The following is a 14,817-nucleotide window of genomic DNA, read 5'->3' as shown; positions in this document are numbered from 1 at the left end:
CGCGCGAGGCGGGCGCGGACGTGCTGGCCCGGACGCTGGGGCCGGCGCCCGAGGTCGCGCGGCTGCTCGTCCGGCGGTACGAGGACGCGCTGTTCGCGCGGACGCCCCGGCTCGCCGCGGCGGCCTGACGTACAGCCGTTCGAAGTTGCCCACTAGGGTGTGCCGGGTGACTCCGGAACTGCGCACCGAGCGCCTGGTACTGAGCCCGTACGTCCGTGCCGACGAGGAGGACTTCGTCTCGCTCTTCCAGACGGCCGCCTTCGGCGAGCACTTCGGCGACGGCATGCAGTCGCCCGAGCAGGACCGCGCCCTGTTCTCCCGGATCTTCAGCTACGTGTACGCCGAGGAGCGCTTCCCCGTGTGGGCGGTCCGGCTGGCCGGGGCGTACGCCGGGCACGCCGAGATCAAGCCCTCGCCCGCGCCGTGGCTCGACGGGCACGAGATCATCTACGGCCTCGCCCCGCGCCACCACCACCAGGGCCTCGGCACGGAGGTCGCCGCGGCGCTCACCGCCTACGGCCACGAGACCCTCGCCCTCCCCGAGGTCCACGCGACGGTCGACTCGGGCAACACCCCCTCGCTCACCCTCCTCGAACGCCTCGGCTACGAGCGCCGCCGCGAGGTCAAGAAGGACGACGGCCGCGTGACCTGCCTGCTGACCTCGACAGCCGAAGGGTGGGCGGCACGCGGCTGAGGGCCGCCGCCGGGGCGGGTCGTGCCCCGGGCGGCGCCGCGCCTATCCCGTCCCGCGGCCCCCTACCCCCGTGCGGCGCCCCCCGCGATCCGTTCCCGCACCGCGGCGAGCGTGTACGCGCCGGGGCCGCCGCCCGTGCGGGCCAGCTCGTTGACGAGCGTGCGCAGGGTCTCGTTGACCGGCGTGGGGACGCCGTGCAGGCGGCCGAGGAGCACGATCTCGCCGTTGAGCCAGTCGGCCTCGACCGAGGCGGCCCCGCGTCTGAGGCTCTGCCACGTGGAGCCGCCGCCGCGCGGGACGCCGGGCACGGGGAGCAGCCGCATCCGCTCACCGCGCGCGAGGCGCGTCTCCTCCTCGCCCGCCGTCGCGATTCCGGCGGCTTCGAGCACCGCGACGCCCTCCGCGCGCGCCTCGGCGACGAGGGCGAGAGCCTCGGGGCCTTCGAGCGGCCCGGCGAGCGCCTCGATCGCGTTGGTGAGGTTGTCGAGCAGCTTGGCGTACTTCCAGGGCATGACGTCCTCGGGCAGCGGCGCACCCAAGTGGCTCGCGCGCAGGTCGGCCGCGACGGCCTTCAGTACCGGTTCGGGGCGGCCGGGCGGGTAGGTGCCGAGGTGGAGGACGCCGGAGAGCGGGGTGCCGCCCGCGCCGATGGTCCCGGGTTCCAGGTAGGTGGACGGCAGCCACACGCACACGCCGACGACGCGCGCGAAGCGGCGCAGCGCCGTGCGTTCGTTGGCCACGCCGTTCTGGAGGCACAGCACGGGGAGCCGTTCCCCGGCCGTACCGCCGCCCGCGACCGGGCGCGGCGCCCACGCGTCGAGCGCCGCCACGGTGTCCTGGCTCTTGACGGCGAGAAGGAGCACGTCGTCCGCCCGCAACTCCCCCAGTTCCTCCGGCCCGCCGACGACGGCCACCCGGTGCACGTGCTCCCCGTCGGGCGTCACGAGCCGCAGCCCGTCGCGCTCCAAAGCCTCCCGGTGCGCCCCGCGCGCGACGCACACCACCTCGCGCCCGCTCCCCGCGAGCCGCGCCCCGACCGTCCCGCCGACGGCCCCTGCCCCGATCACGATGTATCGCATACGCGGGAGCCTGCCACAACGGCCGCCGCCGGGGCAGGGGAAGCCGGCCGCGAAGCCCTGCGGCCTCGCACTTCAGCGCGCAGGAAGCGCTTGCCCCGTGGCCCATTCCCCCGGCCGGGTCCGGCGGCATAGCGTGGGCGTCGCCGTGTCGCCCCGTGGGCGGCCGGCGGCGACGCACCGTACCCGCGTGCTTCCGTACCCCGTGTGCTCCGGCACCCGTGTGTTTGAGGAGAGGCCCCCATGGCCCTGTTCGACCTGTCCGTCGACAAGCTGCCCGGCTACCGCAGCGCGTCCGTGGAGCCGGAGGACTTCGACGCCTTCTGGACCCGGACGCTCGCCGAGACCCGCGCGCACCCGCTCGACGCCCGCTTCGCGCGCGTCGACGTCCCGCTGACGACCGTCGAGGTGTACGACGCGAGCTTCTCGGGCTTCGGCGGCGACCGGATACGCGGCTGGCTCGTCCTGCCCGCGGGGACGAGCGAACCGCTGCCGCTCGTCGTCGAGTTCCTCGGTTACGGGGGCGGGCGCGGCCTGCCGCACACGCATCTGCTCACCGCGAGCGCGGGCTACGCGCACTTCGTGATGGACACGCGCGGGCAGGGCGCGGGCTGGGGCGGCGGCGACACCGTGGACCCGGGCGGCAGCGGCCCCGCCGTGCCGGGGTACATGACGCGCGGGATCGACGACCCCGACACGTACTACTACCGGCGGGTCTTCACGGACGCCGTACGGGCCGTGGAGGCGGCGCGCTCGCACCCGCTGACCGACGCGAGCCGTACCGTCGCGACGGGGACCAGCCAGGGGGGCGGGATCACGCTCGCGGTCGGCGGCCTCGTGCCCGACCTGGCCGGCATCGCGCCCAACGTCCCGTTCCTGTGCGACTTCCCGCGCGCGACGACGCTCACCGACAAGCACCCCTACCGCGAGATCGGCGCGTATCTCAACGTCTTCCGCGACCGCGTCGCCGCCGTGCGTTCCACGCTCGCCTACTTCGACGGCGTGCACTTCGCCGCGCGCGGCACCGCGCCCGCGCTCTTCTCGACGGCCCTGGAGGACCAGGTCTGCCCGCCGTCCACGGTGTACGCGGCCTTCAACGCGTACCCGGTCGCGGAGAAGGACATCAAGGTGTACGAGTTCAACGGCCACGAGGGCGGCGGCACCCACCAGGAGGCGGCCCGACTGGCATGGCTGCGGGGGCTGGAGGGGTTCGGGCTGGAGGGCTGACCGGGGGCGGCGGACGGGCGCGCTGCCGGCCGGAAGCGGTCTCACGTGGTGTCGTCGTCCGAGGCGTACGGCGTCCCCTGGTGGAACCACAGCAGCCACTCCCCCGAGCCGGGCGCGCGGCGCCACAACGAGGCGCGGTGCACGGTGCGCTCGCCGTCGTCGGTGTCCCAGCGCAGGTGGACGAGATCGGGGGCGAGCCGGGTCGCGGTCATGGCCGTGATCCGGCTCGGCGCGTCCTCGGGGCCGTGCGGGGCGGCGCTCGCGGGCGAGAGCACGGTGGCGACCGAGGCGCGGTCCCACAGTCGCCCCGAGGCACCGACCTCGTGGAACTCCGGGTGGAGGTCGCGCAGGAGGGCGACCGGATCGCGGCGCACCTCGGGCCGGAGCATCCGCGACTCGCGGGCGACGACCTCGGCGAGATCGGGGTCGGCGAGATCGGGGGCGTGGCGGGAGACGGGCTCGTGGTGCGAACCGGGCTTCCTGGGCGTGTCGGCCGTCATGGCCTCGTATCCTCCTCCGCCCCCTCCGCGAGGGCGAGGAGTTTTTTCACCGTGTTCCACGTGCGCGTCGTCGTGAAGAGGCCCGGGAGGCGGGCGGGGCGCAGGAGTTCGGTGGCGAGGGCGGAGCGGCTGATGCCGTCCGGGGTGTGCAGGTAGAGGACGCGGTCGCCGATGCGGTAGTCGTCCGGGGCGTGGGCGGCGGGGTCGAGAGCGGCGAAGCGGGCGGGGTCCGCCGGGCCCGAGAGGAAGACGAGCTGAAGTCGCGAGCCGTGGAAGGTGCCTTCGGGGTACGGGTTCGCGGCGAGCGCCGCCCGCAGCCGTACCGCGTCGAGCACCAGGACGGGGACCGCGAAGCCGAACTCGCGCTCCAGGAGCGCGGCCAGCTCGGCGGCGTGGGCCTCGGGCGGGCGTGGCTCCCCCGGTACGAAGACGAGGTTCCCGCTGTTGAGATGGGTGCGCACGGCCCGGTGGCCGAGCCCGGCGGCCAGTTCGCGCAGCCGCGCCATCGGCACCCTGTGCGCCGTCCCCACGTTCACGCCCCGCAGCAGGGCGACCGATGCACTCGTCATGCCCCGCACGTTAGCCGCCGCGGCTGACAGCGGCCGGAAAAGCCGCTCCCCCCGGCGCCCTGGGGCAACCGGGGGGAGGGACCGCAACAGCGGCGGGGCCGGTCCCGTCCGGCCGCGCGACCGCGGGTGTCAGGAAGGCGAGTCCGGGGACCGCGGCGCTTCCCGCTCACCGCGCTGGGCCGGCACCTGCGTACCGAAGGCGATGGTCTGCCCCTGCTCCGCCTGCTGCCCCGGATAGGCGGCGCCGGTCGCGTCGGCGACGCGCGCGAGCTGCTCCTCGGCGAGGGCCGGGGGCGGCAGCGGTATGGACTCCAGGGTGCGGCCGAAGTCGCGCGTGGAGAGCAGCAGCTTGTAGACGATGGCCAGCTCGAAGACGAGCATGAGCGCCGCCGAGACGAGCGTCGCGCCGAGGACGACGTTGAAGAGCGGCCCGACGATGAAGACGCCCATCTGGAACTCGATGCCGCTCACGAGGTGCGGGCGGATGCGGTGCCGCAGGAGGGCGGAACGGAAGCGCAGGTAGAGCGGGAACTTCCGCCGGAACTCCTGCTGGAGGTCGATGACCTGCTTCTTCTTGACCGGCGGGGTGTCCTCGTCGCTCAGCTCGCTCACACCGGGCAGATCGGCGCCTGAGGGGTCCTTGACGGTCGGGTCGTGCTCGTCGAGGTCTTCGGAGCCGGGCAGGTCGACCGCGTCGCCCCCCGCCGTCGCCGCGTCGCGGCGCTCCCCGGCGGCGTACGTGTGCGTGGGGCGCGCGGCGGCCGGGGCCCCGGCGGGCTCCTCGGTGCCGTCCTCGTCCGGGTCGGCGGGCGCGTTCGTACCCGCCGCGCGGTTGAGGTCCTGCTCGATGTCGGCCTCGGGGTTGGCGCGCAGCAGGTCCTCCATGAAGGCGACCTGCTCGCTGTTCCGCGCCTTGCGCGCGGCACGCATCCTGGCCTTGATCTGACGCCGCATGGTGAGGCGGGTCTTGAAGGTCTCCAGGGCGTTGATGTACCGCAGCGCGTCGCAGAAGACGACGAGCACCGCGAGCCAGATGTAGAGGGTGTTGTCGCTGCGGTGGTACTGGCCCCACATGAGCGCCACGGCACAGGCGGCGACGCGGATGCGGTCGAAGATGTAGTCGAGCCACGCGCCGAAGACGGAGCCGCGCCCGGTGAGGCGGGCGACCTTCCCGTCCATGCAGTCGAGGACGAAGCTGAAGTGGTAGACGACCGCCCCGAGGACGATCCACTGCCAGTCGCCGAGCGCGAAGAGCGCCGCCGAGCCGAGGCCGAGGATCAGCGCGGCCCACGTGATCTGGTTCGGGGTGATGCGCGTGTACCGCGCGGTGAGCCGGACGAGGGGCGTCGCGAGCGGGTCGACCAGCAGGACGGTCCACCACGCGTCGCGCTTCTTCTGCACGAGCTTGCGCACTTCACGCACCGGCGGGGTGCTGCGACGGTCGTACGGCGCGGGACGACCCTGCGCCGGAGCGGCGGCCTGTCCCGGCACGACCGGGGTGGGGGGTGGTGCGGCTTCGCCACCTGGAGGCGTGGGCTCCGTGGGGGCGAGCGTTTCGTGCTCGTGAGGCATTCTCGTTTTCCTGCCGTTGCGGAGAGTTCACCTCACGGTAGGGAAGCATTCAGCAAAGAAACAAGAGTCTTCGGGTGCAACCCTCAGGTCATCCCGAAGGTCTCTCGGCCCGATTACGCCGGTCCGCGCCCACAACTTCTCCATATTTCGCGCGCGTTATTCCGGCGTTATCCATTGGGCGCCACGTTGTTATTCAACGAACGGAACGCTTTCACCCCCGGGCTCGTCACCGCCCTCGCCGCCGGCCCCGTTGTACCGCAGGAGGTACTGGGCGAAGCGGTCCAGGTCGGCCGCACCCCAGTCGGCGAGACGTCGCTGAAAAGCCTGCCGTCGCGCCTCGTTCACCTGCGCGAGCACCTCCACGCCGTGGGCGGTCAGGTGCAGTACGTGGACCCGCGCGTCGACGGGGTCGACGCCGCGCACCACGAGCCCGGCCCGTTCGAGAACGGATACCTGGCGACTGATCGTCGACTTGTCGAGCAGGTAATGCGCGGCCAGGTCGGTCGCACGGCAACCCGGCTGATATTCGACGTGACTCAGCAGCGTGAAGGAAACGAGCGACAATTCGGGGTGCATGTGCGCCGCGATCCCCCTGGCCCTGCGCGCGAAGGCCGTCATTTCACGCTGAATGATCTCCAGGGCGGCATCCCTCTCAAGTGCCACGTCCCCCGCCTCGTCATGCGCCACGCGCACCACCTCCTCGTTTGGTTGTATAGTACAACGTAAACACATGGTTGCATTTGCCAACCAACCCGGCCGCCGTCGCCCGTCCCCGGCACGGCGCGGTTCCACAGGAGTACTCCCGATGAGTTCAGCCGAAGCCCCGGCGCCCAGCAGGGCCCGCGATCTGGCCGCGGCCCGTCATGTCCTGGTCCATCTGCTGACCCCGATGCTCATGTGCGTCGGCATGGGCCTCGCCTACCTCGGCGCCTTCGTCAATCCCTCGCCGCACCACATGCCGGTCGCCGTCGTCGGCGCGGGCCCCAGCACCGCCGCGCTCGCGCAGACGGTCCACGACAAGGCAGCGGCGGCGGGCGAGTCGCTCGACGTACGGACGGTCCCGGACCGCGACGCGGCGCGGCACCTGCTCATGGAGCGACAGCTCTCCGGCGCCTTCGTCCCCTCGGACACGGCGCCCGAACTGCTCGTCGCCAGCACGAACGCCGATACGAGCGCCACGGTGGCCGGGAAGGTCTTCACCCCGCTCGCCACCGCACAGGGCAAGCCGCTGAAGGTCACCGATCTCGCCCCGCCCGCCCACGGGGACCCGACCGGGCAGGGCATCTTCTTCTTCCTCGTCGCCGTGAGCATCGGTTCGTACGCCTCCGTCGCGGTGCTCGGCGGGGCGGGTGCCGTGCTGCGGATGCGGGCCAGGGCGGCCTTCGTCGTCGCGACGTCCTTCGCCGTGAGCCTCATCGGCGCGGCGCTCGCGGGGCCCGTCTTCCACGTCGTCTCGCACGGGCTGTGGGGGGTGTGGGCCATGGCCTGGCTCTACTCCGCCGGCATCCTCTTCCTCGGCGTGGGCCTGCACACGTTCCTGAAGCGGTGGACGACGCTGACGATGATGGTCCTCTTCGTGATGCTCAACTTCACGACGTCCGGCGGTCTGTACCGCCCCGAACTCCTCAACGGTTTCTTCGGCGCGCTGCACTCCTTCTGGAACGGCGCGGGGCTGGTCGAGGGCCTGCGCAGCCTCGTCTACTTCGACCACGTCGGCCTTGGCCGCCACGTCCTCACGCTCGCGGTCTGGCTCGTCGTGGGCCTGCTCGCGACGACGGTGGCCGGCCTGTACGAGCGACGCCGCCGCGCGGCCCCGGCCGCGGCTCCGGAGCCTGCGCACCACCATGCGGCTCCTGCCGTTCAGGACGAGAGCCCGGAGGAGCACGAGGAGCGGGAGGAGGAGATGGACGAGTCGGTGGGCGTATAGCCGTTTAGCACGGAGGACGACCCCGGCCGACCGGCCTGTGGACAACTACGGCGAACCCGCACCCGCTCTCACTCGAACCGGTGAGGCGTTGTGCGGGTTCGCCGTAGTTGTCCACAGATTTCGCGGGAAGGGGCGGAGGGGGTGGGGGGTTTGGGAGACTTGTATAGGGGTCGCCCCCCGGGCGGGAGGGGGCTGCCACCCGGACAGGAGCGAGCTGCCACCCAGGTCCGGACAGCAAGAACGAGACCGGCCCGCCACCCGGACGTCACCGGCCTGTCCCCCGGTGGGAAACTAGCCCTTGGCGTCCCCGCGCGGCCGGGGCCGCCCTGACCACGGCACGGCGGGCCCCGCGGGGCCCGGCAGGGGAGGCGGACGATGGACGAGTCGCGGGCGCGCGAGGTGCTGGCCTCGGCGGGGCTCGACGCGGGCGCGGAGCTGATGGTGCTCGGCGAGAACGCGGTGTTCGCCTCCGGGGACCTCGTGATCAAGGTCGGACGGGCACCCGAACTGCTCGAACGGGCACAGCTCGCGCTCCGCATCGCGGACTGGCTCAAGGAGAGCGGCGTCCCCGCCGTACGCGCCGCGCGCTCCGAGCCGCTGCTCGTCGAGGGGCATCCCGTCACGCTGTGGGAGCGGCTGCCGGAGGCGAGCAGGCTCGCGACCCCCGCCGACCTCGCGGCGCTGCTGCGCCAGGTCCACGCGCTGTCCGCTCCGTCCTTCGCGCTGCCCCGGCGCGAACTCCTCGGCGGCGTCGAGCGCTGGCTGCGGCTCGCGGGGGACGCGATCGACCCGGCCGACGCGGCCTTTCTGCGCGAGCGCCGCGACGGCTTCGCCCCGGCCGCCGCCGCGCTCACTCCCCACCTGACCCCGGGCCCGATCCACGGCGACGCGCTCCCGCGCAACGTACTGGCCGGGCCCGAGGGGCCCGTCCTCTCGGACCTGGAGACCTTCTCCTTCGACCTGCGCGAGCACGACCTCGTCGTGATGGACCTCTCGCGGGACCGCTACGGCCTCCCCGCCGAGGCGTACGAGGACTTCGTGCGCGGCTACGGCTGGGACGTACGCGAGTGGGAGGGGCGGCTCACGCTGCGCGGGGCGCGCGAGACGGCGAGCTGCGCGTGGGTCGCGCAGCACGCCCCGTCGAACCCGGCCGCCCTGACCGAGTTCCGCCGCCGCGTGAACTCGCTGCGGGACGGCGACACGACCGTACGGTGGTACCCCTTCTGAGCCCGGTCGCGGAAGACGCCCTCGTCACCGCCGCACGCTGACCGGGGCTCACCCGCCTCCGCAGCGATCCGGCCCCCTCGCCGCTCCCCTCCCCCCTCAAGCCGCCGTCCGCTGACGCGGTATCACCGGCCACGCCCCCTCCACCACCGCGTCCGGCTTCGTGCGGCGCAGGTACTCCTGGAGGCTCGCGGACTGGCGGGCCGCCGCGTCGATCTGGAGGCGGTGCAGTTCGGCGGGGGCCAGGGCGCCGAGGCCGGGGTGGTGAGCGCCGAGGCTGCGGGCGAGGAGCGTGGCCGCCAGCGCGTCGGAGCGGGCGTCGTGCGCGGTGTCGAGGCGGACGCCGTAGTGGGCGCACAGCGCGGCCAGGACGCGGCTGCCCCGGCGGTAGCGGTCGGCGTGCTTGTCGAGGACGAGCGGGTCGATCACCGGGGCCGGTTCCGCACCCAGCGCCTCGGCGAGCGCGGGCACGCCGTGGCGACGGCACTCGCGGTCGAGGAGCGAGAGATCGTAGCGCGCGTTCATCACCACGAGCGGGGTGCCCGCGCGCAGTTCGGCGGCGAGCGCCCCGGTGATCTCGGCGACGGCGTCCCGGGCGGGGGCGCCGTCGGCGCGGGCGCGCGCGGTGGGGATGCCGTGTATCGCCGTGGCCTCGGCGGGGATCTCGACGCCCGGGTCGAGCAGCCACGTACGGGTGTGCGCGACGGCGCCCGAGGCGTCGAGGCGTATCACCGCGGCGGTGACGATGCGGTCGTGCTCGACGTCGGTGCCCGTGGTCTCCAGGTCGAAGCCGGTCAGCGGCCCCTCGTACCAGGTCATGTGTGTCTCCCTCGGCGTGTTCGGCGACGTGTCCCCCCGTCCGGGCGCCGCGTGGTCCCCACCTTCGCACGCGCCTGTGACAGTGCCCCCGTACCCCCGGCGCCCCCGCCGTAAGGGGCCGCGACCGCACGAGCCCCTGGCCGTAGGAGCCGCCGCAGCAGGGAACCCGCCGCCGTGAAGGCCGCTCAGGACACCGGCCGGGCGTCCGCCCACGCCGATTCGAACTCCTCGCGGTACGTGTCGAAGAGGCCGCTCTCGCCGTCGGCGGCCCCGCGCACGAGCCGTCCCCCGCCTCGTACCACCAGGACCGGGGACTCCATGCCCCGGGCCCGGCGCAGGTAGGGCTGGACGACGGCGACGCCGTCCGCCGTGTCGCCGTCGACGAGGTAGGCGCCGGTGCGCGGGGTCTCGTCGATGACCTGTATCTCGAAGGCGCCGGGGTCGCGCAGCCGGGCCCGCACGCGCCGCATGTGGAGGATGTTCATCTCGACGCTGCGGCTCATCTCGCCTCGTTTGAGGCCGAGTTCGCGTTCGCGGCGTTTGACGGCGCTGCTCGCGGGATTGAGGAAGAGGAGGCGTGTGCGGCAGCCCTCCTCGGCGAGCCGGACGAGGCGGCGTCCGGAGAAGTTCTGGACGAGGAGGTTGAGGCCGATGCCCATCGCGTCGAGCCGGCGGGCCCCGGCGAAGAGGTCTTCGGCGGGGAACTGCCGCAGGAGGCGGACGCGGTCGGGGTGGACGGCGACGACGTCCGCGTACCGGTCGCCGACGAGGTCCTCGACGGCGTCGACGGGGAGGCGGCGGGTCGAGGGGATGCCGGTCCCGGCCGAGAGCATGTCGAGGAGCCGGGTCGAGGCGCGTTCGGCCTGGGCGAGGACGCTCGGGTTCAGGGCGCGGTTGCGCGAGACGACGTTGCGCGCGACCTCCAGTTCGTCGAGTGCCAGCTCGACGTCCCTGCGGTCGTCGAAGTACGGCTCGAAGCAGGGCCAGTGGCTGACCATGAGTTCGCGGAGCTGGGGCAGCGTCAGGAAGCTGAGCACATTGTCGTCGGCGGGGTCGAGGAGGTAGCCCTTGCGGCGGCTGACCTCGCGCACCGCGATGGCGCGCTGCACCCATTCCTGCCCGGCGGGCCCGGCGGCGGCCGTCACCCAGTCCTCGCCGTGCACCGGTACGTACACGGGGCGCAGGACGGCGGCGACGACGGCGCGCAGCCGTTGTTCGACGAGATTGAGCCAGACGTAGACGCGGCCGGCGCGCTGGGCCCTGGTGCGGACCTCTTCCCACTCCTTGGGGCCCCAGTCCAGCTCGGGCCCTATCTGCGGGGAGACGTCCACGGTGCCCGTGAGCGGGACCGGTGGAGGCGGGGGTTCCGCCGTGGAACCCTCCGCGCCGCCGCCTTCGCCAGGTGGCAGCTCCAGCCCTCCCGACACCCGCACACCGCCCCTTCGTCCCACTTCCGCAGCGTCTGCCGCCCCTGTTCAACGATCAAGGAAGACTACTCCGGACGGGGGCCCGGGTGCAGCCGGAGGCCATGGCTCCCTTTCCCTTCGCGCGGTCCCCGAAACGGCCCCCGTGCGGGGTGCGGACGCGGCGTGGACGGGGCGCGGAGGCGGGGTGAGCGGGGCGGGGAGGGCTCGGGGGGATCACCTGTCCGGCGGTGTACAGAGCGGAGCGGGCTGGGCGGGGGCCGTGCCGATCTCGCCATAATCGCTCATCAGGCTGAATTTCGGTCCGGAGACTTGACGCCTTTCGGGTGGTCGGATCGCTGCGGGACCCCCACCGCCGCCCACGCCCGTTCGTACGTCGGTGTGGTCGCGGCTCCGGCGGGACAGAAGTCCTACGGGAGCGGCCCCTCTTCCGGGAGACTCGGGCCCATGGTGGCCCTTCCCGCGGGCCGGAAACGGAAGAGTCGAGTTCATGCAGCTCTGGCCAGGTGAGGCATATCCGCTCGGCGCCACGTACGACGGCGCCGGGACGAACTTCGCGGTCTTCTCGGAGGCCGCCGACCGTATCGAGCTGTGCCTGCTCCACGACGACGGCTCGGAGAGCGCGGTGGAACTGCGCGAGTCCGACGCCTTCGTCCGGCACGCGTATCTGCCCGGGGTGATGCCGGGCCAGCGGTACGGCTTTCGCGTGCACGGCCCGTACGAGCCCGCGCGCGGGCAGCGGTGCAACGCGGCGAAGCTCCTCCTCGACCCGTACGCGAAGGCGATCAGCGGGTCGATCGACTGGGGCGAGGCGGTGTACGGGTACCACTTCGGGGCGCCCGACAAGCGCAACGACCTCGACTCGGCCCCGTACACGATGGCGTCCGTCGTCGTGAACCCGTACTTCGACTGGGGCGACGACCGTCCCCCGCGCACCGACTACCACCGCACGGTCCTGTACGAGGCGCACGTCAAGGGCCTGACGATGCGCCACCCCGATCTGCCCGACGAGCTGCGCGGCACGTACGCGGCGCTCGCGCACCCCGCGATCATCGGGCACCTGACCGAGCTGGGCGTGACCGCGCTCGAACTCATGCCGGTGCACCAGTTCGTCAACGACCACCGGCTCGCGGACGCCGGGCTCGCGAACTACTGGGGTTACAACACGATCGGATTCTTCGCCCCGCACAACACGTACGCCTCGTGGGGCGACCGGGGCCAGCAGGTCCTGGAGTTCAAGTCGGCGGTACGGGCGCTGCACGAGGCGGGCATCGAGGTGATCCTCGACGTCGTCTACAACCACACCGCCGAGGGCAACCACCTGGGCCCCACCCTCTCCTTCCGCGGCCTCGACAACGCCTCGTACTACCGGCTCACCGAGGACCCGAAGTACTACATGGACACGACGGGCACCGGGAACTCGCTGCTCATGCGCTCCCCGCACGTCCTCCAGATGATCATGGACTCGTTGCGGTACTGGGTCACGGACATGCACGTGGACGGTTTCCGCTTCGACCTCGCGGCGACGCTCGCCCGGCAGTTCCACGAGGTGGACCGGCTCTCGTCCTTCTTCGACCTCGTGCAGCAGGACCCGGTGGTCAGCCAGGTCAAGCTCATCGCGGAGCCGTGGGACGTCGGCGAGGGCGGGTACCAGGTGGGGAACTTCCCGCCGATGTGGACGGAGTGGAACGGCAAGTACCGCGACACGGTGCGCGACCTGTGGCGCGGGGAGCAGGGTTCGCTCGCCGAGTTCGCCGGGCGCCTGACCGGCTCCTCCGACCTCTACCAGGACGACGGGCGCCGCCCGCTCGCCTCGATCAACTTCGTCACGTGCCACGACGGCTTCACGCTGCGCGACCTCGTCTCCTACAACGAGAAGCACAACGCGGCGAACGGCGAGGACAACCGGGACGGCGAGAGCCACAACCGCTCGTGGAACTGCGGCGCCGAGGGCGAGACGAACGATCCCGCCGTGACGGAGCTGCGGGCCCGGCAGATGCGGAACTTCCTCGCGACGCTCATGCTCTCGCAGGGCGTGCCGATGCTGAGCCACGGCGACGAGTTCGGGCGCACCCAGGGCGGCAACAACAACGCGTACTGCCAGGACAACGAGCTGGCGTGGGTGAAGTGGCCGTCGGAGGGTGGCGCGGGCGAGGACGGGGCGGGCGACGAGGAGGCGACGGCGCTCGCCGCGTTCACGCGCGCGATGGTGTGGCTGCGCCGCGACCACCCGGTCTTCCGGCGCCGCCGCTTCTTCCACGGCCGCCCCGTCGAGGGCACGCACGACGAGCTGTCCGACATCGCGTGGTTCACGCCCGAGGGCGCCGAGATGACGCGCGGCGACTGGGACGGGGCGACGGCGAGCGCGATGACCGTCTTCCTCAACGGCAACGCGATCTCGGAGCCGGGCCCGCGCGGCGAGCGCATCCAGGACGACTCCTTCCTCCTCATGTTCAACGCCTCGCCGCAGGACCTCGACTTCGTCATCCCCGTCAACCACGGCAAGGAGTGGCAGGTCGTCGTCGACACCTCGCGCGCGGACGGCCTCCCGCCGGGCACGGGCGTCAAGGCGGGCGCGGGACAGCGCCTCGAACTGAAGGACCGGACCTTGGTGGTGCTTCAGCGGCCCGCGTGAGCGAAGGGGCGCGCGGCGGGGGTACGAGGTGCCCCCTCCGCGCGGCGCCCCGCCCCGTGCCCGCGCCGCCCCGCCCTCGCTCACCCGTCCGATTCCCCCGTCCGCGCGTCCCCATGTCACACTCGCCCGCCGCGCGGGTACACAACCCCCCATGACCTCCGACTCCTCGCGCGCCCCCGAAGCGGTCTTCGCCCCGCCGACCGCGACCTACCGGCTCCAGCTCACGCCAGGCCGCGGCTTCGCGGACGCGGCGGAACTGGTCCCCTACCTCGCCTCGCTCGGCGTCTCGCACCTGCACCTCTCGCCCGTCCTGGAAGCGGTGCCCGGCTCGGCGCACGGCTACGACGTGACCGATCCGACGCGGGTACGGGAGGAGCTGGGCGGCCGGGCGGGGCTGCTCGCGCTCGCCGGGACGGCCCGCGAGCACGGGCTGGGGCTCGTGCTCGACCTCGTCCCCAACCACATGGCCGCCGCGCCCCGGTACACGCGCGCGCTGTGGCACGTGCTCCGCGAAGGCCCCGAATCCCCGTACGCGCGCTGGTTCGACCTCGACTGGGAGGGCGGCGGCGGGCGGCTCCTGCTGCCGGTCCTCGGCGGCCGGCTCGCCGACGTACAGAACCAACTGACGGTGACGGACGGAGAGTTGCGGTACCACGAGCACGCCTTCCCGCTCCGCGAGGGCACCGAGCACCTGCCGCTCGACGAGCTGCTCGACGCGCAGTGGTACCGGCTCGCATGGTGGCGCCTGGCCCGTACCGAGCTGAACTACCGCCGGTTCTTCACCATTTCGGAGCTGATCGGGGTGCGGCAGGAGGACCCGGAGGTCTTCGCGGCGACGCACGGTCTCGTCCTCGACCTCATGGCGGCGGGGGCCGTGCAGGGCCTGCGCATCGACCACCCGGACGGGCTCGCCGACCCGGGCGGCTATCTGCGGCACCTCGGGGAGCGCGCGGCGCAGGTGGTCCCGGGCGGGCACTGGACCGTCGTGGAGAAGATCCTCGCGGACGGCGAGGCGCTGCCCGAGGGCTGGCCGGTCTCGGGCACGACGGGGTACGACGCGCTGCGCCACATCGACGGCGTCTTCACCGACCCGGCCGGCCACGGCGAACTCCTCACGCGCTACCGGGCGCTCGCCGCCCCCGCCGAGGCG

The 14,817-nt window shown here is 73.0% G+C and carries 13 protein-coding genes and 1 pseudogene; 7 read left to right on the top strand and 7 right to left on the bottom strand.

Annotated features, from left to right (window positions below):
- Window positions 1-128 (top strand): annotated as a pseudogene (locus G3I42_RS38375) (sirohydrochlorin chelatase); the annotation flags it as partial.
- Between the two features lie 38 nt (window positions 129-166).
- On the top strand, window positions 167-694 hold the full coding sequence (locus tag G3I42_RS03490) for a GNAT family N-acetyltransferase (RefSeq protein ID WP_343244443.1): 528 nt from the start codon (window positions 167-169) through the stop codon (window positions 692-694).
- Window positions 695-756: 62 nt separating this feature from the next.
- On the opposite strand, the gene G3I42_RS03485 is transcribed toward G3I42_RS03490, so the two are convergent.
- Window positions 757-1,773: a 2-dehydropantoate 2-reductase N-terminal domain-containing protein gene (locus G3I42_RS03485; protein WP_164282367.1), complete on the bottom strand. Its 1,017-nt coding sequence runs from the start codon at window positions 1,771-1,773 to the stop codon at window positions 757-759.
- A 240-nt stretch (window positions 1,774-2,013) separates the two neighbouring features.
- Here G3I42_RS03485 and G3I42_RS03480 point away from each other — a divergent pair, with 240 nt between their 5' ends.
- Window positions 2,014-2,997 (top strand): acetylxylan esterase, encoded by a 984-nt coding sequence (locus G3I42_RS03480; RefSeq protein WP_164282366.1) that lies wholly within the window; start codon window positions 2,014-2,016, stop codon window positions 2,995-2,997.
- Between the two features lie 41 nt (window positions 2,998-3,038).
- Here the strand turns inward: G3I42_RS03480 and G3I42_RS03475 are convergent, their stop codons facing one another.
- The 4 genes from G3I42_RS03475 to G3I42_RS03460 form a co-directional block, all read right to left on the bottom strand.
- Window positions 3,039-3,497: a DUF4440 domain-containing protein gene (locus G3I42_RS03475; protein WP_164282365.1), complete on the bottom strand. Its 459-nt coding sequence runs from the start codon at window positions 3,495-3,497 to the stop codon at window positions 3,039-3,041.
- Window positions 3,494-4,066: a DUF1697 domain-containing protein gene (locus G3I42_RS03470; protein WP_164282364.1), complete on the bottom strand. Its 573-nt coding sequence runs from the start codon at window positions 4,064-4,066 to the stop codon at window positions 3,494-3,496. Before G3I42_RS03470 ends, G3I42_RS03475 begins: the two co-directional genes overlap by 4 nt.
- A 129-nt stretch (window positions 4,067-4,195) precedes the next feature.
- Window positions 4,196-5,638 (bottom strand): CDP-alcohol phosphatidyltransferase family protein, encoded by a 1,443-nt coding sequence (locus tag G3I42_RS03465; RefSeq protein WP_164282363.1) that lies wholly within the window; start codon window positions 5,636-5,638, stop codon window positions 4,196-4,198.
- 189 nt (window positions 5,639-5,827) lie between these two features.
- Complete coding sequence (locus G3I42_RS03460; protein ID WP_164282362.1) at window positions 5,828-6,331, bottom strand: MarR family winged helix-turn-helix transcriptional regulator; 504 nt, start codon at window positions 6,329-6,331, stop codon at window positions 5,828-5,830.
- Window positions 6,332-6,527: 196 nt separating this feature from the next.
- Here G3I42_RS03460 and G3I42_RS03455 point away from each other — a divergent pair, with 196 nt between their 5' ends.
- Window positions 6,528-7,565 carry a hypothetical protein gene (locus tag G3I42_RS03455; protein WP_164282369.1) on the top strand — a complete coding sequence of 346 codons (1,038 nt, stop codon included), beginning with the start codon at window positions 6,528-6,530 and terminating at the stop codon, window positions 7,563-7,565.
- Window positions 7,566-7,940: 375 nt separating this feature from the next.
- On the top strand, window positions 7,941-8,792 hold the full coding sequence (locus G3I42_RS03450; RefSeq protein WP_164282361.1) for an aminoglycoside phosphotransferase family protein: 852 nt from the start codon (window positions 7,941-7,943) through the stop codon (window positions 8,790-8,792).
- 96 nt (window positions 8,793-8,888) lie between these two features.
- Here the strand turns inward: G3I42_RS03450 and G3I42_RS03445 are convergent, their stop codons facing one another.
- Both G3I42_RS03445 and G3I42_RS03440 read right to left on the bottom strand, forming a co-directional pair.
- Window positions 8,889-9,608, bottom strand: coding sequence for a 3'-5' exonuclease (locus G3I42_RS03445; protein WP_164282360.1), 720 nt, complete (start codon window positions 9,606-9,608; stop codon window positions 8,889-8,891).
- Window positions 9,609-9,793: 185 nt separating this feature from the next.
- A complete protein-coding gene (locus tag G3I42_RS03440) occupies window positions 9,794-11,035 on the bottom strand; it encodes an SAV2148 family HEPN domain-containing protein (protein WP_164282368.1) in 1,242 nt (413 codons plus the stop codon).
- A 487-nt stretch (window positions 11,036-11,522) separates the two neighbouring features.
- Here G3I42_RS03440 and glgX point away from each other — a divergent pair, with 487 nt between their 5' ends.
- Both glgX and G3I42_RS03430 read left to right on the top strand, forming a co-directional pair.
- The gene (gene glgX / locus G3I42_RS03435; RefSeq protein WP_164282359.1) at window positions 11,523-13,667 is read left to right on the top strand and encodes a glycogen debranching protein GlgX; all 2,145 of its coding nucleotides are present in this window, start codon (window positions 11,523-11,525) and stop codon (window positions 13,665-13,667) included.
- Window positions 13,668-13,818: 151 nt separating this feature from the next.
- The coding region (locus tag G3I42_RS03430) for an alpha-amylase family glycosyl hydrolase (protein WP_239096240.1) at window positions 13,819-14,817 on the top strand (999 nt) is incomplete at its 3' end.

The organism is Streptomyces sp. SID11385 (assembly GCF_010548245.1).
GTDB lineage: Bacteria > Actinomycetota > Actinomycetes > Streptomycetales > Streptomycetaceae > Streptomyces.
Note: the sequence above shows the minus strand (reverse complement) of the source record. Positions and strands in the feature narration are given on the sequence as shown.